19 protein-coding genes are annotated in these 17,138 nt (G+C 59.9%); 3 read left to right on the plus strand and 16 right to left on the minus strand.

Features of this window, described 5'->3' with window-relative positions; all coding sequences use genetic code 11:
- Positions 1-68 precede the first annotated feature (68 nt).
- The 3 genes from SP99_RS01655 to SP99_RS01665 are packed head-to-tail and all read right to left on the minus strand — an operon-like array spanning position 69 to position 3,553.
- The gene (locus SP99_RS01655) at positions 69-1,010 is read right to left on the minus strand and encodes an ABC transporter substrate-binding protein (RefSeq protein ID WP_025757875.1); all 942 of its coding nucleotides are present in this window, start codon (positions 1,008-1,010) and stop codon (positions 69-71) included.
- 30 nt (positions 1,011-1,040) lie between these two features.
- Positions 1,041-2,036 carry an ABC transporter permease subunit gene (locus SP99_RS01660; RefSeq protein WP_047957560.1) on the minus strand — a complete coding sequence of 332 codons (996 nt, stop codon included), beginning with the start codon at positions 2,034-2,036 and terminating at the stop codon, positions 1,041-1,043.
- Positions 2,033-3,553, minus strand: a complete 1,521-nt coding sequence (locus SP99_RS01665) for a sugar ABC transporter ATP-binding protein (protein ID WP_047957561.1) — start codon at positions 3,551-3,553, stop codon at positions 2,033-2,035. The genes SP99_RS01660 and SP99_RS01665 overlap by 4 nt, the downstream gene beginning before the upstream one ends.
- A 189-nt stretch (positions 3,554-3,742) precedes the next feature.
- Here SP99_RS01665 and SP99_RS01670 point away from each other — a divergent pair, with 189 nt between their 5' ends.
- The 3 genes from SP99_RS01670 (at position 3,743) to yjdP (ending at position 7,165) form a co-directional block, all read left to right on the plus strand.
- The gene (locus tag SP99_RS01670) at positions 3,743-6,019 is read left to right on the plus strand and encodes a hybrid sensor histidine kinase/response regulator (RefSeq protein ID WP_047957562.1); all 2,277 of its coding nucleotides are present in this window, start codon (positions 3,743-3,745) and stop codon (positions 6,017-6,019) included.
- A gap of 120 nt (positions 6,020-6,139) precedes the next feature.
- A complete protein-coding gene (locus SP99_RS01675; protein WP_047959752.1) occupies positions 6,140-6,772 on the plus strand; it encodes a GNAT family N-acetyltransferase in 633 nt (210 codons plus the stop codon).
- Positions 6,773-6,841: 69 nt separating this feature from the next.
- Complete coding sequence (gene yjdP, locus SP99_RS01680; protein ID WP_021242926.1) at positions 6,842-7,165, plus strand: DDRRRQL repeat protein YjdP; 324 nt, start codon at positions 6,842-6,844, stop codon at positions 7,163-7,165.
- Positions 7,166-7,217: 52 nt separating this feature from the next.
- On the opposite strand, the gene phnP is transcribed toward yjdP, so the two are convergent.
- From phnP to phnD, 13 genes are all read right to left on the minus strand, one after another.
- Positions 7,218-7,976 carry a phosphonate metabolism protein PhnP gene (gene phnP / locus SP99_RS01685; RefSeq protein ID WP_047957563.1) on the minus strand — a complete coding sequence of 253 codons (759 nt, stop codon included), beginning with the start codon at positions 7,974-7,976 and terminating at the stop codon, positions 7,218-7,220.
- A gap of 9 nt (positions 7,977-7,985) precedes the next feature.
- Positions 7,986-8,420, minus strand: coding sequence for an aminoalkylphosphonate N-acetyltransferase (gene phnO / locus SP99_RS01690; RefSeq protein ID WP_047957564.1), 435 nt, complete (start codon positions 8,418-8,420; stop codon positions 7,986-7,988).
- Positions 8,413-8,964, minus strand: a complete 552-nt coding sequence (gene phnN / locus SP99_RS01695; protein WP_095441883.1) for a ribose 1,5-bisphosphokinase — start codon at positions 8,962-8,964, stop codon at positions 8,413-8,415. The genes phnO and phnN overlap by 8 nt, the downstream gene beginning before the upstream one ends.
- Positions 8,961-10,097: an alpha-D-ribose 1-methylphosphonate 5-triphosphate diphosphatase gene (gene phnM / locus SP99_RS01700; RefSeq protein WP_047957566.1), complete on the minus strand. Its 1,137-nt coding sequence runs from the start codon at positions 10,095-10,097 to the stop codon at positions 8,961-8,963. The genes phnN and phnM overlap by 4 nt, the downstream gene beginning before the upstream one ends.
- Positions 10,094-10,774: a phosphonate C-P lyase system protein PhnL gene (phnL, locus tag SP99_RS01705; RefSeq protein ID WP_047957567.1), complete on the minus strand. Its 681-nt coding sequence runs from the start codon at positions 10,772-10,774 to the stop codon at positions 10,094-10,096. The genes phnM and phnL overlap by 4 nt, the downstream gene beginning before the upstream one ends.
- A 9-nt stretch (positions 10,775-10,783) precedes the next feature.
- On the minus strand, positions 10,784-11,539 hold the full coding sequence (gene phnK, locus SP99_RS01710) for a phosphonate C-P lyase system protein PhnK (protein WP_047957568.1): 756 nt from the start codon (positions 11,537-11,539) through the stop codon (positions 10,784-10,786).
- Positions 11,536-12,381, minus strand: a complete 846-nt coding sequence (gene phnJ / locus SP99_RS01715; RefSeq protein ID WP_045285529.1) for an alpha-D-ribose 1-methylphosphonate 5-phosphate C-P-lyase PhnJ — start codon at positions 12,379-12,381, stop codon at positions 11,536-11,538. The genes phnK and phnJ overlap by 4 nt, the downstream gene beginning before the upstream one ends.
- Complete coding sequence (locus SP99_RS01720) at positions 12,374-13,438, minus strand: carbon-phosphorus lyase complex subunit (RefSeq protein ID WP_025757891.1); 1,065 nt, start codon at positions 13,436-13,438, stop codon at positions 12,374-12,376. The genes phnJ and SP99_RS01720 overlap by 8 nt, the downstream gene beginning before the upstream one ends.
- Complete coding sequence (gene phnH, locus SP99_RS01725) at positions 13,438-14,022, minus strand: phosphonate C-P lyase system protein PhnH (protein ID WP_025757892.1); 585 nt, start codon at positions 14,020-14,022, stop codon at positions 13,438-13,440. The genes SP99_RS01720 and phnH overlap by 1 nt, the downstream gene beginning before the upstream one ends.
- Entirely contained in the window at positions 14,019-14,471 is a 453-nt protein-coding gene (gene phnG / locus SP99_RS01730) for a phosphonate C-P lyase system protein PhnG (protein ID WP_047957569.1), read from the minus strand. The genes phnH and phnG overlap by 4 nt, the downstream gene beginning before the upstream one ends.
- A complete protein-coding gene (phnF, locus tag SP99_RS01735) occupies positions 14,472-15,197 on the minus strand; it encodes a phosphonate metabolism transcriptional regulator PhnF (RefSeq protein ID WP_047957570.1) in 726 nt (241 codons plus the stop codon).
- Positions 15,198-15,217: 20 nt separating this feature from the next.
- The gene (phnE, locus tag SP99_RS01740; RefSeq protein ID WP_008500063.1) at positions 15,218-15,997 is read right to left on the minus strand and encodes a phosphonate ABC transporter, permease protein PhnE; all 780 of its coding nucleotides are present in this window, start codon (positions 15,995-15,997) and stop codon (positions 15,218-15,220) included.
- Positions 15,998-16,112: 115 nt separating this feature from the next.
- Positions 16,113-17,129, minus strand: a complete 1,017-nt coding sequence (gene phnD / locus SP99_RS01745) for a phosphonate ABC transporter substrate-binding protein (RefSeq protein ID WP_047957571.1) — start codon at positions 17,127-17,129, stop codon at positions 16,113-16,115.
- Positions 17,130-17,138: the final 9 nt, after the last annotated feature.

A 17,138-nucleotide genomic window follows, 5' to 3' on the forward strand; every position in this document is an offset into this window, starting at 1 on the left:
TTATGTGCAAAACGTACCCCTCACCCCAGCCCTCTCCCCTCCGGGGAGAGGGTTAGGGTGAGGGGGGGTTATTTAACCGTCCACCCCTTATACGAGCCGACGTTCTTTTTATCGATCATCGTCACCGGGATCAGCACAGGCGCTTTCGGCGCAGGTTTGCCCTGTAATATGTCATAGCCGATCTCCACCGCTTTTGCCGCCATCACCTGCGGATCTTGCGCCGGGGTCGCGACAAACAGGGAGTTTTCCCGCTTCAGGGCTTCTTCACCGTCCGGGCTGCCATCCACGCCGACGATAAAGAACTCGTTGCGCTGCGCCTGTTTTGCCGCCAGATCGGCACCGATCGCGGTGGGATCGTTAATAGCGAAGACGCCGTCGATCTTCGGATTCGCCGCCAGCAGGGAGGTCATGACTTCCAGGCCGCCTTCGCGACTGCCTTTGGCGTTCTGGTTATCCGAGAGCACCTTGATATCCGGATGCTTTTTGAACTCTGTCTGGCAACCTTCCACGCGGTTTTGCACCGCAGAGACCGGTGGCCCGTTGATGATCACCACGTTGCCTTTGCCGTTCAGGCGGTCAGTAATGTACTTACAGGCCATTTCGCCCGCCTGGGTGTTATCGGAGGTGATCGTCGCATCGGCCCCTTCCGCTGCGACGTCAACCGCAACGACCACGATCCCGGCGTCTTTCGCGCGTTTCACCGCCGGGCCGATCCCTTTGGAATCTGCGGCGTTAAGGATGATCATGTCCACTTTGGCGGCAATAAAGTTGTCGATCTGCGCCACCTGCTGGCCCAGATCGTACCCGCTGGAGACCAGCGTGACTTTGACGTTATCGCCCGCCAGCTTGCGCGCTTCCAGCTCGGCACCTTTGGTGATCTGCACGAAGAACGGGTTAGCCAGGTCGCCCACCGTCACGCCGATGGATTTCAGATCTTTCGCCTGCGCAAACGGCGTTGCGGCAAGCAGCGCGCCAGCACAGAGCGCGGTCACTAACGGTTTCAAACGCATCTTGTCTTCCTCATACGTAGGGTATTGTTGTTATGCACTTTGATGGTGTCGGGTACGGTATTTGTCGATCAGCACCGCAATGATGATCACCGCCCCTTTGATCACCAGTTGCCAGAAGTAGGAGACGCCCATCAGCGTCATGCCGTTGTTGAGCGTGGCGATGATCAATGCACCGACCAGCGTGCCGGTGATCGTGCCGATCCCGCCGACGAAGCTGGTCCCGCCGAGGATCACGGCGGCAATGGCATCCAGCTCGTAGCCCATGCCCAGGTTGCCGTTGGCGCTATAGAGGCGCGACGCACTCATCACGCCGCCTAATCCGGAGAGCAGGCCGCTCATGCCATACACGAACAGCAGCACCAGCCAGACCTTAATGCCCGTTAAGCGCGCCGCCTGCATGTTGCCGCCCACGGCATAGATGTGCACGCCGAGCGTGGTGCGGCGCAGGATAAACCAGCACACCACAATCACCGCCAGGGCGATCACCACCAGCCACGGCACGGGGCCGAGGTAGTTATTACCTATCCACTCAAAGTTGATGTTTGAGTTAATGACGGTCGTGCCGTCGGCCAGCAGATACGCCGCCCCGCGCAGTGCTGTATAGGTGCCAAGCGTGACGATAAACGGCGGTAGCCCGGCAAAGGCCACCAGCGCGCCGTTGAACAGGCCCAGCACCATGCCAAGCATCAGCGCGGCGGGAATAGACAGCCCGGCGAATTCCGGGATCAGCGACACCACCATCGCGGCCACCGCCGTGGTGCCCAGAATCGAGCCCACGGAGAGGTCAATCCCGCCGGTTAAAATAATGAAGGTCATGCCTGCCGCCAGCACGATGTTGATCGACGCCTGACGGGTTATGTTGAGCAGGTTGCTTTCCGTGAAGAAGTTAGGCGCAATAACGCCAAATACCGCGACGATCAGGATGAGAATCGGTAAGATACCGACCGTTTGCATCAGATCGCTCATCAGCATTTTTTTTGTGGAGGCCGATTTCGCCACCTGCTGCGGATGGGTAGGAGTTGTCATAGTGATACCGCCTGATGATGAGTGTCATTCACGCCGGTTGCCAGCGTCATGATGTTTTCCTGAGAGATGTCGTGCCCGTGGAGCTCGCCCGCAATGCTGCCTTCGCGCATCACGTACACCCGGTCGCTCATCCCCACCACTTCCGGCAGCTCGCTGGAGATCATCAAAATGGCCACGCCCTTGCGCGCCATCTGGTTCATGATGCGGTAGATCTCACTTTTTGCACCGACGTCCACGCCGCGCGTCGGTTCGTCCAGAATCAAAATACGCGGGCCAATGGCCACCCAGCGGGAGATGAGCAGTTTTTGCTGATTACCGCCCGACAGCCCACCGGCGCGCACCTGAGAATGGGGCACGCGGATGTTCAGCAGGGTAATGGCATCATCGGAGATGGACTGCGCTTTTTTGCGGTTAAGCATGCCGAAGGTGGCATCGCGCTCCAGCGTCGCCATGGTGATGTTCTCCTGCGCCGCCAGCTCCAGAAACAGCCCCTGCTCCTTGCGGTTCTCGGTAAGAAAACCGATGCCGTTTTCGATGGCTGCGCGTGGGGAGTGGATCACCACCGGCTCGCCGTCGACCTCAATCATGCCCCCCGTGGCTTTACGCACGCCGAAGATCAGCTGCGCCAGCTCGGAGCGTCCGGCACCGACAAGACCCGCCAGGCCGACAATTTCCCCGGAACGCACCTGCAGGCTACAGGGCTGGACTTTTTTACCGTCAGTGAGGTGGTGCACGTTGAGACGCGGGCTGCCGAGCGGGATATCCCGCTCTTTGTTGAACAGATCGCTTAACGGGCGGCCTACCATCATCTTCACCAGCTCGGAGGCGTTCAGCTTGTCGCGCGTCAGGCTGCCGACGTACTGCCCGTCGCGCAGCACGCTGACGCGGTCAGAGAGCTCATACACTTCCGCCATGCGGTGACTGATATAGATGATCGCCATTCCTTCATCGCGCAGACGCAAAATCAGTTCAAACAGGCGATGGGTTTCGCGCGAGGAGAGGGCTGCGGTGGGTTCATCCATCACCAGAATGCGGCTGTTGCGGTGCAGCGCGCGGGCGATTTCCACCTGCTGCTGCTCGGCGATGGTCAGCTTCATCACCCGATCGGTGGCGCTGAACTGGGCGCCCAGACGATCGATGACCGCCTGGGCCTGGGCGGCCATCTCTTTGCGCTGGACCATCCCGCCGCGCGACAGCTCGCTGCCAAGGAAGATATTCTCGGCGACGGTCAGATTCGGCGCGAGCTGCATCTCCTGATAAATCAGGGTAATACCGGCGGCCAGCGCATCTTTCGGCCCTTTAATGTGAAACGGCTGACCGTCGATCAGGATCTCACCGCCGGTGGCAGTATACGCCCCGGCGAGGATTTTCATCAGCGTGCTTTTTCCCGCGCCGTTTTCACCCATCAGCGCATGGATCTCACCGGGAAAGACCGTCAAATCCACACCCTTGAGCGCGTGAAAATTGCCAAACGTTTTGGCAATGCGGCGCATCTCCAGTACCGGGGTTCTGCTCATGGCGGATCTCCTGTGAATGTTGATATCTGCACTTCATCACAGGTGCGTAAATGCAAAATGTCAGAAGCTGTTCATATTTGTCATAGTTATGAATATTTTTACCCTCACCCCAGCCCTCACCCTGGCCCTCTCCCCTTTGGGGAGAGGGCCAGGGTGAGGGGACATCCAACCGCAGAGGAGTCCAAACCCATGCCATCACGCCCCCCGTTCTTCGCCAGTGCCCGCGGTCGTCTGCTGATTTTCAATCTGCTGGTGGTCGCCGTGACGCTGATGGTGAGTGGCGTGGCGGTGCTCGGTTTCCGGCATGCCAGCCAGATTCAGGAGCAGGTGCAGCAGCAAACGCTGGATGACATGACCGGCAGCATGAACCTCGCCCGTGATACCGCCAGCGTGGCGACGGCGGCGGTACGGCTCTCGCAGGTGGTGGGGGCGCTGGAATATAAAGGCGAAGCCGAGCGGCTGAAGCAGACGCAAATGGCGCTTCGCCGCTCGCTGGAGCAGCTGGCGGAGGCCCCTTTAGCGCAGCAAGAGCCGGGGCTGGTGGCGCGTATTATTCAACGAAGCAATGAATTACAGCAGAGCGTGACGGGCATGCTCGAGCGCGGACAGCGACGCCATCTGCAACGTAACGCGCTCCTCAGTTCGCTTTATCAAAGCCAGAGCTATTTACGCCACCTGCAGGACATTAACCGGCGGTTTGGCAGCAACGTACCGGATGCGCAGCAGCTCGCGGAAATGGACAGGCTGATTATCGCCGCCATCGATACCCCCTCGCCGCGCGCCACGATACAGCAGCTGGACGCCGTCACCGCGCCCCTGCCGCGACGCGCAACGCAGCCTGTCGTGAACGTTGTGCTGCCCGATTTCAACGACGAGCTGCGCAGGCTCGCCCCGCTGTCGACGCAGCTGGAAGAGAGCGATCTGGCGATCAACTGGTATATGTTTAACATCAAGGCGCTGGTGGCGATCCTCAACAGCGACATCAATCAGTACGTAGAACAGGTCGCGCAGGCCTCCCGGCTTCGCACGGCCCAGAGCCATCATGAACTGCAATCCATCAGCGTGTTTATTAGCATTTTCGCCGTGCTGGCGTTGATCCTCACCGGGTGCGCCTGCTGGTATATCTACCGCAATCTGGCCTCCAACCTGACGGCGATTTCCCGGGCGATGTCGCGACTGGCTCACGGCGAACAGGATGTCTCCGTCCCCGCCCTGCAGCGGCGCGATGAGCTGGGAGAGCTGGCGCGTGCGTTCAACGTTTTTGCCCGCAACACCGCCTCGCTTGAGCACACCACGCGTCTGCTGAAAGAGAAAACCACCCAGATGGAGATCGACCGCATTGAGCGTCAGGGGCTGGAGGAGGCGCTGCTGCACAGTCAGAAAATGAAAGCCGTCGGACAGCTGACGGGCGGGCTGGCGCATGATTTTAACAACCTGCTGGCGGTGATCATCGGCAGCCTTGAACTCACCGATCCTGACGCAAAAGACGCGCCGCGAATTACCCGGGCGCTGAAGGCTGCCGAGCGTGGCGCCTTGCTGACGCAGCGTCTGCTGGCGTTCTCCCGTAAACAATCCCTGACGCCACATGCGGTTGAGATGCGCCCGCTGCTGGAGAACCTCAAAGAGCTGATGCGCCACTCTTTGCCTGCCACCCTGACGCTGGAGATTGAAGCGCAATCCCCGGCGTGGCCCGCCTGGATAGACGTCAGCCAGCTGGAGAACGCCATCATCAACCTGGTGATGAACGCCCGTGATGCGATGGAAGGGCAAAGCGGGGTGATTAAAATCCGCACCTGGAATCAGCGCGTCACCCGCAGCGACGGACGCAGGCAGGATATGGTGGCGCTGGAGGTCATTGACCGCGGCTGCGGCATGTCGCAGGAGGTGAAATCCCGGGTGTTTGAACCGTTTTTCACCACCAAACAGACCGGGAGCGGAAGCGGGCTAGGCCTGTCGATGGTCTACGGTTTTGTGCGTCAGTCGGGCGGTCGTGTGGAGATCGAGAGCGCTCCGGGGCAGGGGACGACCGTGCGGCTTCACCTTCCGCGCTCGACGCTGCCCGTGGTACCTGAAGATGAAACCCTCTCTGCCACCGCCTCCGTCGATAACGAGCGGCTGGTGCTGGTGCTGGAAGATGAGGCCGATGTGCGCCAGACCCTGTGCGAACAGCTGCATCAGCTGGGCTATCTGACGCTGGAAGCAGACAACGGCGAGCAGGCGCTGAGCATGCTGGCGGCGTCAGAAGATATTGGCATGTTTATCAGCGACCTGATGTTGCCCGGAAGCCTGAGCGGGGCCGAGGTGATTAACCATGTGCGCAGCCACTATCCGCAGCTTCCGGTGCTGCTGATCAGCGGGCAGGATTTACGGCCCACGCATAATCCTCAGCTTCCGGACGTTCAGCTACTGCGTAAACCGTTTACCCAGGCGCAGCTGGCGCAGGCGCTGCGGAAAATATGTTTTTAAACGCCCTGTTTAGGATTTCATCAAGAGCATCGTTAAAGCCGGTGATGTTAATCTGCGCAAAATTGAGCAGATTGGGATATAAAAGGAATTATGCCGGTACTCACAAGGGGGGACTCACAAATGATCGTGATGCCTACAACATACAGCCCGAGCACAGTTGCCAGATCGTTTAAACTCGTTGATGAGTTTGAGCTTTCCGGGCGAGTGCTACACGTCATTTTTGATAGCCAGACGCCTCGTGCAGCTATTATTGAAGCGGATATCGAAACCTTCGATGGTGTGCCCCGGCATCGGGTTGTTGCTGCCCTGGATTTACAACGTAAAACGCATTTGGGTGAAGATATCATTGCCGTCGAGCGCTGTTGGGAAGATGCCAACGTTATTCAGGTAGAAGGTATCTGCGTTGATCCCGCCGAGCGTGACAAGGGACTGGCAACTCGCCTGTATGAAGCCCTGGTATTACAGTGTGGCGTGACGCTTGTCAGCGACTTTGAACAATATGAGGGTGGGAAGATGCTCTGGCAGAAAATTGCCCGCGAGTCTGACCAAATCGCTGTATTTGTTCTCGATACCGAGCAGGGCGCATTTTGGCCGTATGATGGTAGCAAGGTTATCTATGACGGAGGGTGTATCCCCGAAGATCGTATCTGGAGCCATTCGCCGGATCAAAAATGTTATGGCATTGTACTTGTAGCAGAAAATAAACAGCGTGCGAATCAACTGATGGAAGCTCCCGCTCACAACAGAATTTGAGATTCCTCCGCTACCCCCACACCCTGCTGTTCATTACCGTAAGGCCAGTTCACCTGCGAGTCTGGCCTTATGAAACGTTACTCTACCGCTCTGTTATTTGGTCTGCTGTCACTCACCAGCCAACTGGCGCATGCCGATATCGTTGATGATGCTATTGGCAATATTCAACAGGCAATCAACGACGCCTATAACCCCAGCAGCAGCCGCAGCAACGATGATGACGATCGTTATGACGATAACCGTCGCATGGATAGCCGTCAGTATGACGATCGCCGTCGGCAGCTCGAAGACAGACGCCGCCGTTTAGACGAGCGTCAGCGCCAGCTGGATGACGACAGACGCCGTCTGGAAGAGGATGAGCGCAGGTTAGAAGACGATTACGATCGCGGCTAAGTGCGGCCTGTTGCCCTCACCCCAACCCTCTCCCACGGGAGAGGGAGAAAATCTAATCCAGCACCAACACCATCCCGTCATACCCCGCTTCTATGCCCTGCGGCAGCGGGTTATTCATCATCCACACGTCAAACTGATGGCTGATATGCGTCAGGATCACCTGCGGGCAGCCAATCACTTCGTTTAACGCAATCACCGTATTTAAGTCGCAATGGTTTCGCGGCGTCTCGTCGCGCGGTTCGTGGCTGCAGTCGATAATCATGGTCTGCGGCTGATTGTTAAGCAGGAACTTCACCGTTTTTTCCGGCAGCCCGGCGGTGTCGGACAGCCAGGCCACGCGGCTGTGGGCCGATTCCAGCAGATAGCCGAAGGTCAGTTTCGAATGGTTGAGCGGCAGCGGCGTGACCCGCAGGCCCTGAAGTTCAAACATCACAAACGGCTCAACCGTGTGGCTGAAGTCCAGAATCCCCGGGTGTTTAAACAGATCGTCACACCCGGCTTCATCTGGCGGACCGTAAACCGGAATCGTCGCGCCAACGCCCCAGCGAAGCGGGAATAACCCCTGAACGTGATCCATATGGTAATGGGTCAGCAAAAACTGCTGAAAGCTGCCTGCCGGCCAGTCGTCCATGAGATGAGGAATACCGGCATCCAGCAGGGTGACGGCATCGTTAAATTTGACCACCGCGCTGCACGGGCGACGGCGATAGTTGTCCTGCAGGCGTGCCCGGCGGCACGCCGCGCAGTCGCAGCCAAAGACCGGCACGAGTTGCGCGCTTCCGGTTCCTGTTAACGTGATAGTCAGACTCATAACGCACCTCTACAGCACTTTGGTGAATCGAAAATGGCTCTGCGTATACCCTTCACGAACATAAAAACGGTGCGCGTCGGTGCGCTTCACGCTGGTGGAGAGTTCGGTCAACTCTGCGCCAGCCTGCCGTGCCACCTCTTCAGCCCAGGCGAGCAGCTGACTGCCCACCTTCAGCCCGCGCGCCTGCGGCATGACGACCAGCTCCTGGATCTCGCCGATCCAGCGGGCGTGATGGAGGTGAAACTGCATGTGCAGACCGATCATGCCGATGACCTGACCGTCCATCTCGGCAAGCTGGTAGCGCATGTTGTGATCCTGCAGATTGGCAAGATAGCCCGCGTGAAACGCCTGGTGATCAAACTCGGCCTGTTTCAGTTCGCAGATTAACGCGTAGACGATTTGCGCATCGTCGGCGGTGGCGGGGCGAAGCGTACAGTCAGGCATGCTGTCTCTCCTTCTGACGGATAAGCGATAAAAAGGTATCGACTGACTGTAGCAAACTTCCGTCGTTGTTGAGGATATGACAGTCCGATGGGGTATAGCGCGCCGCACGCGCCAGACGCTGCGCGATCTCTTTTTCGCTTTCGCGTCCACGGCTTTGCAGCCGGCTGCGCAGCACCTCCGGTGAAACCTGCAGACAGACCGGCAGCAGGGCCGAGGCGTAGCGTGCGCGGGCCTGAGCCAGGTGGGCACGGGAGCCGTTGACCAGCACGTCGAACCCCGCATGCAGCCACAGGTCGATCTCAATGCCAATCCCGTAGTAGTAGCCGTTGGCGTGCCAGCTCAGCGCCAGCAGATTTTGCCCGGCGCGGGTGAAAAACTCCTGTTCGCTCAGGGCGATATGATTTTCACTTCCGGCGTTGGCCGCGCGGGTAATGTAGCGGTGCGCCACCAGCAGCTGCGGGTGTTCCCGTTGCCGCAGGGCGGACAGCAGGCTGTCCTTACCGGAGCCGGACGGCCCCATTAACCAGATGAGTCTTCCCATCAGAACACCCTTTTTCCCTGACGCCAGACGTGGTCGATATGGATGTGCTCGCCCTTGCGGTGGGCCAGCACCAGATCCGCGCGTTTACCCTCGGCGATCTCGCCGCGATCCTGAAGACCGAGCGCGCTGGCCGGGTTTTTCGTCACCAGGCGAATTGCCTGCGGTAGCGTAAAGCCGTTGCCCTCGTCGTCTGCTACCCGGAATGCCGCATCCAGCAGGCTGGCGGGATAATAGTCGGACGAGAGGATATCCAGCAGGCCAAGAGTGGCGAGCTTGCTTGCCGCGACGTTGCCGGAATGCGAGCCGCCGCGCACGATATTTGGCGCGCCCATCAGGACGTTCATGCCGTGCTTGCGGGAGGCTTCTGCCGCTTCAAACGTGGTGGGAAATTCGGCGATCACGCTACCCAGTTGGTGGGATTCAAGAACGTGATCGTGCGTGGCGTCGTCATGGCTGGCCAGCGCGATGTTGCGCTCCCGGCACATTGCGGCAATGGAGAGACGGTTCGGCTGTGACCAGCGCGCCGCAAGCGCCAGTTGCTCTTCTTCGTAGCGGGCCATCTCCACGTCGTTGAGAGAATATTTGCCCTGATAGTATTCGCGATACTTCTCAATATTGGCGAACTGGCGCTGCCCCGGCGAGTGGTCCATCAGGGAAACCAGCGACACCGGTTCGCGGCCGACCAGCTTTTCAAACAGCGGCAGGGTCGTGTGGTGCGGCAGTTCGCAGCGCAGATGCAGGCGATGCTCGGCGCGGTTGAGGCCGCGTTTTTGCGTCTCTTCCACGGCATTGATCATCTTCTCCAGGTTTTCCAGGCGATCGCCGCCGTCGCGGACGTCGCCAATCGCCACCGCGTCCAGCACGGTGGTGATACCGCTGGCGACCATCAGCGCGTCGTGGCTGCTCATGGCCGAATGCGCGGGCCAGTCCACCTTCGGACGTGGGGTGAAAAATTTGTCCAGATTATCGGTATGCAGCTCAATCAGCCCCGGCAGCAGCCAGCCGCCTTCACCGTCCATCGCCTCGGGTGAGCGGCTCTGGGTTTCGGCAAACGCGCGGATGACGCCATCCTGCACCTCGATCGATCCACCAACGACTTCATTTTCCAGCACCAGCCTGACGTTATTGATAATCATGCGTTTGTCCCCATCGGGTGCAGTCTGTCGGCAACGCGGGTGCGAACGCTTTCGTCGTGGAAGATCCCGACGATCGCCGCCCCGCGGGATTTAGCCTGCTCGATCAGCTCGACGACGGCTGCGCAGTTTTTAGCGTCGAGCGAGGCGGTGGGTTCATCCAGAAGCAATATCGGGTAGTCGACAATAAAGCCGCGGGCAATGTTGACGCGCTGCTGCTCACCGCCGGAAAAGGTTGACGGGGCAAGGTGCCACAGGCGCTCGGGCACATTGAGGCGCGTCAGCAGGCTGGTCGCTTTGGCAGCACAGGTTTCACGCGGTACGCCGAGATCCAGCAGCGGCTGCATGACCACGTCCAGGGCGGAGATCCGCGGGATCACCCGAAGGAACTGGCTCACCCAGCCGATCGTCGAGCGGCGCACCTCCAGCACCTGTCGCGCGGGGGCCAGCACCAGGTCGATCCATTCATCATTGTGGCGAACATGGATATGGCCTTCGTCGGGCAGATAGTTGGCATACAGGGAGCGTAGCAGGGTCGATTTCCCGCTGCCGGAATGGCCGTGCAGCACCACGCATTCGCCGCGATTAACCTCCAGAGAGGCATTTTGCAGCACCGGCAGGCGCACGCTGTTTTGCTGGTGTAGCACAAAGGTCTTACTTACGTTTTGTACGTGGATCATGTTGGCCTCTTAGTTCTGCAACACGGACGACACCAGTAGCTGGGTGTACGGATGGTGGGGATCGTCGAGCACGCGGTCGGTTAACCCACTTTCCACCACCTGGCCCTGCTTCATCACCAGCAGACGGTCCGCCAGCAGGCGCGCCACGCCTAAATCATGGGTGACAATCACCACCCCCAGGTTCAGCTCTACCACCAGACCACGCAGCAGATCGAGCAGGCGCGCCTGCACGGAGACGTCCAGCCCGCCGGTGGGCTCGTCCATAAACACCAGCTTTGGGTGGGTGACCAGGTTGCGGGCGATCTGCAGACGCTGCTGCATGCCGCCGGAGAAGGTGCCGGGCAGGTCATCAATGCGCGAGGCGGGGATTTCAACGTCCTCCAGCCAGCGCTGCGCCGTGGTCCGAATGTTGCCGTAGTGGCGGGCGCCGGTGGCCATCAGCCGTTCGCCGATGTTGCCCCCTGCCGAGACCTGACGGCGCAGGCCGTCCATCGGATGCTGATGCACCACCCCCCACTCGGTGCGCAGCAGGCGGCGGCGTTCGGCCTCGCTCATGCCGTACAGCGACGTGCCTTCATACAAAATGTCGCCGTGTTGCGGTGCCAGGCGCGCGGAGATGGATTTCAGCAGCGTCGTTTTGCCGGAGCCGGATTCACCGACAATCCCCAGCACTTCGCCCGGCCAGAGGTCGAACGACACGTCGCTGAAGCCTTTACCCGGCGCATACAGGTGGGTCAGGTTGTTAACCGAAAGCAGCGGTTTCATTGGCTTTTCGCCTCGCTCTGTTGGCGGCAGTAATCGGTGTCGGAGCAGACAAACATCCGTTTGCCTGTGTCATCGAGCACCACTTCATCCAGATAGCTGTGTTTCGAGCCGCAGATGGCACACGGCTCGTCCCACTCCTGCACCGTGAACGGGTGGTCGTCGAAATCGAGACTCTCCACCCGGGTGTAAGGCGGGACGGCGTAGATGCGTTTTTCACGCCCGGCACCGAACAGCTGCAGGGCAGGCATCATGTCCATCTTCGGGTTGTCGAACTTCGGGATCGGCGACGGGTCCATGACGTAGCGCCCGTTGACCTTCACCGGATAGGCGTAGGTGGTGGCGATATGGCCGAAGCGTGCGATATCTTCGTACAGCTTCACCTGCATCACGCCGTACTCTTCCAGGGCGTGCATGGTGCGGGTTTCCGTTTCGCGCGGCTCGATAAAGCGCAGCGGCTCCGGGATGGGTACCTGGAAAATCAAAATCTGATCTTCCGTGAGCGGGGTTTCCGGAATGCGGTGACGAGTCTGGATCAGCGTTGCGTCTTCGGTTTTTTCGGTGGTCGCGACGCCCGTTACCCGCTGAAAGAAGTTGCGGATCGACACTGCGTTGGTGGTGTCGTCTGCGCCCTGGTCGATCACTTTCAGCACGTCTGCTTCGCCGATCACGCTGGCGGTAAGCTGGATACCGCCGGTGCCCCAGCCGTAAGGCATCGGCATTTCGCGACCGCCGAACGGCACCTGATAGCCCGGAATGGCGACCGCTTTGAGGATGGCGCGGCGGATCATGCGTTTGGTTTGCTCATCCAGATAGGCAAAGTTGTAGCCGCTTAAGTTAGCCATGTTTGCGCTCCCGTTGCAGGCGTTTCAGCAGTTCCAGTTCGGCCTGGAAATCGACGTAGTGCGGCAGTTTGAGGTGCGAGACGAAGCCAGCGGCTTCAACGTTATCGGCATGGGCCAGCACAAACTCTTCGTCCTGCGCCGGGCCTGCAATCTGCTCGCCGTAGTCCGGCGCCTGCAGGGCGCGGTCAACCAGCGCCATTGCCATGGCTTTGCGCTCGCCGAGGCCAAACACCAGCCCGTAGCCGCGGGTAAAATGCGGGTCTTCATTTTCAGGCGCGACAAAACCGTTCACCATTTCACACTCGGTCATCAGCAGTTCGCCGACGTTCACCGCAAAACCCAGCTCTTCCGGCACGATTTCAACGTCGATATAACCGCTGCGAATCTCAGCCGCAAACGGGTGGTTGCGCCCGTAACCGCGCTGGGTGGAGTAAGCCAGCGCCAGCAGATAGCCTTCGTCGCCGCGCATCAGCTGCTGCAGGCGGGACGATCTGGAGCACGGGTAAACCGGCGGCGTGCGGGTGATGTCATCCGGCTGAGCGCCTGAGTCTTCCTCCGCCTTCGCCAGGCCTTGTTTCGCCAGCAGGCTGAAGACGTGCGGAGACGGTTCTTGTTCGGCATCAGAGGTGCTGAGCGGCGGCACGTCGCCGTTCGCCAGCAGGGTAAAATCCAGCAGGCGATGGGTGTAGTCATAGGTAGGGCCCAGCCGCTGACCGCCGGGGATGTCTTTGTACACCGCTGAAATGCGGCGCTCCAGGCGCATCTCCGCCGTGTTGATGGGTTCACTTACCGCCAGCTTCGCGAGCGTAGTGCGGTAAGCACGCAGCAGGAAGATGGCCTCGACGTTGTCGCCGCTGGCCTGCTTTAGCGCCAGCGCCGCCAGCTCGCGGTCAGCGATGCCGCCTTCGGTCATCACCCGGTCAACGGCGAGGTTAAGCTGCTGCTCAATCTGGGCGACGCTCAGCTCGGGAAGCTGTTCATCGCCCCGTCGTCTGTGCGCCTGTAGCGCATGGGCGGCGGCGATGGCCTTTTCGCCCCCTTTGACTGCCACGTACATCAGCACACCTCCACATGGGTGGTCCGAGGGATCGCCAGCAGGCGCTCACCGCAGGTCAGAATCAGATCAATACCCAGCGGGAACGGGTGCGGGCGCTCGGTCAGCTCATGAATAATGCACTCCGGCAACTGCGGCGCGACCATGCGTTCTTCCGCGATCCCCGCGCCGGTCAGGCGCAGCATGCGCCCGCCGCTCAGGCTGGAGACCTGCAAGATCAGGGTGGCGCTGGTCTCCGGGGCTACCGCGCTGCCTTCACTCAGGTCATTGAGCTGTTCATGGCTGATTTGCTCGTCGGCCACGGCAAAGACCGCCTGGCGCGGCTGTTCAACCAGCGGGGCGCTGGTGTGAAAACGCAGGTTCTGGCTGGCGATGTCGTTGGACAGGACGCCTGAGAGCCACACCGGGGTGTCGTTGTCGGCAAGCGTCAGCAGCACGCTGGTGGTCGCCAGGTTTAACGGCAGCCAGCCCTGAGAGAGCTGATGCAGCGAGACGATCACACCCGGCTCGCTCATGGCTTTCAGCAGGCGACGAAAACTGTGTTGGGCATCCTGGACGGCCAGGGTAAAAGCAGGTTGAAGCGTCATGCGTTGTCTCCGCGAACGAGCGTAAAGAAGTCGACCCGGCTGGTATTGACTTCGGCCTGACGTGCGGCAATGCGTGCGGAGCGATCAGCCTCCAGCGGGGCAATAAGGGTTTCCATCAGGGTCTGGAAATGCGGTTGTTCCTGTAAAAGCGCATCGATCACCGCGCAGCGCTCGGCGTGGGCTTTATCGCGCCCCAGCACGTAGCTGTACCCCAGCGTGCCGTTGTTCAGGCGGATTGCGGCGCGGGTGAGGGTGGCATCCCCGGCGAAGAAGCGCTCGCCGGTACCGCCCATCCGCGCCTGGATCTGAACGAGGCCGATCTCCGGGGCGCGGAGGATGTCGTATTCAGGCGCCAGGCTAAGGGCGTGCATGCGGGCAGCCAGCGCGGCGGGCTGACTGTGGGCAAGTACGCGCATCCAGCGCTGTCGGGTGGCAGTGTCGAAGTGCATTCAGTGCTCCATGGTGAATTCGATCATGTCGGCGCGGGTCAGGCTGACGGAGTATTCCGTTGCGTTGATCTCACCGTCGCGATGGTTGAGGGTGCGCACGCAGAGCAGCGGGGCCATATTGGGGATCTCCAGCACCTTGCTCTCTTTCGCCTGCGCCCGACGGGCGCTGATGCGCGTCTGAGTGCGTTTCAGCGTGATGCCTGTCGCTTCCTGCAGAAAGTCATGCAGCGAGCCACTGGTGAAATGTTGCAGCACTGGCCAGAGGGCGAGGTCCGCGAAGTAGTGATCTATCTGGCAGACCGCGACACCGTTAACCCGGCGCAAGGTGCGCAGGTGGATAACGTTATCGCCCTCCTGAATCCCCAGCGCGTCCGCCACGTGGCTGGAGGCCGGACGCAATACCGAGAGCAGTTTTTCACTGGTCGGGTGGCTGCCCTGGTCCAGCAGGTTCTGGCTAAAGCGCGCCTGGGCGTTTAGCGGGTAGTCGAACGGGCGCATCAGCACCAGCACACCGATGCCCTGACGGCGCTGGACCCAGCCGCGCTCAACCAGTTGATCAATGGCGCGGCGCAGGGTGTGGCGGTTCACTTCATAGCGGTCGGCAAGCTGCTGTTCCGCAGGCAGGTAGTCTCCGCAGCGGTAGTGCGTGCGCAGCTCCACTTCGAGCTTTGCCGCAATCTCTTGCCAGCGGGTGGGGTAACTGGTCGGATGTCTGGATAAGTGCATAAAAAACAACGCCTCGCTTCTCAGATAAAGTGCTTACGCAAACGTTGAGAGAGGAAATCCAGCAGGCTGACGGTGACGATGATGAGCACCATCAGGGCGCAGGTTTGCTGGAACTGGAAACCGCGAATCGCTTCCCACAGGGTGACGCCAATCCCGCCTGCGCCGACCATGCCGACGACGGTGGCGGAGCGGACGTTGGACTCAAACCGGTACAGGGAGTAGGAGATCAACAGCGGCATCACCTGCGGCAGGACGCCGTAGAGGATCTCTTCGATTTTGTTGGCACCGGTCGCGCGGATACCTTCCACCGGACCGGGCTCGATGGCTTCGACCGCCTCAGAAAGCAGCTTGGAGAGCACGCCGGTGGTGTGGATGAACAGCGCCATCACGCCCGCGAACGGTCCCAGACCGACGGCGACCACGAAAAGCATCGCGAAGACCATCTCGTTGATGGCGCGACAGGCGTCCATCAGGCGACGCATGGGCTGGTAGACCCACCACGGCACGATGTTCTCGGCGCTCATCAGGCCAAAGGGAATGGAAAGAATGACGGCCAGGGCGGTGCCCCAGACGGCAATTTGCAGGGTGACCGCCATTTCACTGAGGTAGTCCTGCCACTGACTGAAGTCCGGCGGGAAGAAATCGGCGGCGAAGGTCGCCATATTGCCCGCGTCTTTGAAGAGCAGCAGCGGGTCCATTTCCGCGCCCTTCCAGGAGATAACCAGCACCGCCAGCAGGATGGCCCAGCTTATCAGCGAGAACCAGCTGCGCTTCGGCGGCGGGAGGGTGATGGTTTGCATGTTGGCTCCTTAATCTGTTCTCCCTCTCCCTCTGGGAGAGGGCCGGGGTGAGGGCATCAGCGTGCGCATTTCCCCCTCACCCTAACCCTCTCCCTCAAGGGATAGGGAACTTGTGTTACTGCACCGCTTTATTCACGCTGGTCATCGCGCCGAGCGCGGCGGTCAGGCGGTCCAGGTCTTCCAGCTGGGCCTGAATCGCAGCCACTTTGCTGGTCTTCTCCTCGTCCTTCAGCCCCTTGTTATCCTTCACGCCCTGCATCTCTTTAAACAGCGCCAGCTGGCGAATCGGGACCAGCTGCAGGTCGCTGGACGGGCGGAACGGAGCCCAGCCCAGACGCGTCAGAACCGCTTTCTCTTCCGGCGTTTTGCCGTAGGTCATAAAGAAGTCGTACACCTTGTCCTTGGTGCTTTCAGACAGGTTTTTACGCCAGACAATCGGGTCACCGGGGATGAGCGGTGATTTCCAGATAACCTTGATCTCTTTCAGCTTGTCCGGTGCTGAGGTCTTCAGTTTGTCGAGGTTCTCGGTGTTGTTGGTCGCGACATCCACCTGCTTGTTGGCCACGGCCAGGGCGTTGGTTTCATGGCTGGCGTTTACCGTGCGTTTGAAGTCGCTGGCGGAGGCGTTGTTTTTGGCGAAGACGTAGTAGCCAGGGACAAGGTAGCCTGAGGTGGAGTTGGGATCGCCATTGCCAAAGGTCAGCTCTTTGCGTTTGGCAAGCATGTCGTTAAGGTTGTTGATTGGGCTGTCTTTGTTCACGATCAGCACGCTCCAGTAGCCCGGGGAGCCATCTGCCGCGACGGTCTGGGCAAAGACCTGACCGTTGGCGCGATCCACCGCTTCCATGGCGGAGAGGTTGCCGTACCAGGCGATGTCCACTTTGTTAAAGCGCATCCCCTGGATGATGCCCGCGTAGTCCGGGGCGAAGAAGGCGTTCACTTTGATCCCCAGTTTGGTTTCCATATCTTTCAGGAACGGTTCCCACTGAGGTTTCAGGTTCTGCTGTGATTCCGTCGAAATAATGCCGAAGTTCAGCTCTTTTTCCTGCTCCTGTGCATACGCTGGGCTTAACAGGGTGCTGATGCTGAACATGCTGGTAAAGGCCAGCGCGGCAACGGCTTTGTAGCTCATGTACTTTCC

This window comes from Enterobacter sp. BIDMC92 (assembly GCF_001030225.1).
In the GTDB taxonomy this organism is placed as follows: Bacteria; Pseudomonadota; Gammaproteobacteria; order Enterobacterales; family Enterobacteriaceae; genus Enterobacter; species Enterobacter sichuanensis.

Excerpts from the sequence above, each read along its gene's own strand:
- SP99_RS01655 (WP_025757875.1), bottom strand. The coding sequence starts at position 1,010 with ATGCGTTTGAAACCGTTAGTGACCGCGCTCTGTGCTGGCGCGCTGCTT.
- SP99_RS01660 (WP_047957560.1), bottom strand. The coding sequence starts at position 2,036 with ATGACAACTCCTACCCATCCGCAGCAGGTGGCGAAATCGGCCTCCACA.
- SP99_RS01665 (WP_047957561.1), bottom strand. The coding sequence starts at position 3,553 with ATGAGCAGAACCCCGGTACTGGAGATGCGCCGCATTGCCAAAACGTTT.
- SP99_RS01670 (WP_047957562.1), top strand. The coding sequence starts at position 3,743 with ATGCCATCACGCCCCCCGTTCTTCGCCAGTGCCCGCGGTCGTCTGCTG.
- SP99_RS01675 (WP_047959752.1), top strand. The coding sequence starts at position 6,140 with ATGATCGTGATGCCTACAACATACAGCCCGAGCACAGTTGCCAGATCG.
- yjdP (WP_021242926.1), top strand. The coding sequence starts at position 6,842 with ATGAAACGTTACTCTACCGCTCTGTTATTTGGTCTGCTGTCACTCACC.
- phnP (WP_047957563.1), bottom strand. The coding sequence starts at position 7,976 with ATGAGTCTGACTATCACGTTAACAGGAACCGGAAGCGCGCAACTCGTG.
- phnO (WP_047957564.1), bottom strand. The coding sequence starts at position 8,420 with ATGCCTGACTGTACGCTTCGCCCCGCCACCGCCGACGATGCGCAAATC.
- phnM (WP_047957566.1), bottom strand. The coding sequence starts at position 10,097 with ATGATTATCAATAACGTCAGGCTGGTGCTGGAAAATGAAGTCGTTGGT.
- phnL (WP_047957567.1), bottom strand. The coding sequence starts at position 10,774 with ATGATCCACGTACAAAACGTAAGTAAGACCTTTGTGCTACACCAGCAA.
- phnK (WP_047957568.1), bottom strand. The coding sequence starts at position 11,539 with ATGAAACCGCTGCTTTCGGTTAACAACCTGACCCACCTGTATGCGCCG.
- phnJ (WP_045285529.1), bottom strand. The coding sequence starts at position 12,381 with ATGGCTAACTTAAGCGGCTACAACTTTGCCTATCTGGATGAGCAAACC.
- SP99_RS01720 (WP_025757891.1), bottom strand. The coding sequence starts at position 13,438 with ATGTACGTGGCAGTCAAAGGGGGCGAAAAGGCCATCGCCGCCGCCCAT.
- phnH (WP_025757892.1), bottom strand. The coding sequence starts at position 14,022 with ATGACGCTTCAACCTGCTTTTACCCTGGCCGTCCAGGATGCCCAACAC.
- phnG (WP_047957569.1), bottom strand. The coding sequence starts at position 14,471 with ATGCACTTCGACACTGCCACCCGACAGCGCTGGATGCGCGTACTTGCC.
- phnF (WP_047957570.1), bottom strand. The coding sequence starts at position 15,197 with ATGCACTTATCCAGACATCCGACCAGTTACCCCACCCGCTGGCAAGAG.
- phnE (WP_008500063.1), bottom strand. The coding sequence starts at position 15,997 with ATGCAAACCATCACCCTCCCGCCGCCGAAGCGCAGCTGGTTCTCGCTG.
- phnD (WP_047957571.1), bottom strand. The coding sequence starts at position 17,129 with ATGAGCTACAAAGCCGTTGCCGCGCTGGCCTTTACCAGCATGTTCAGC.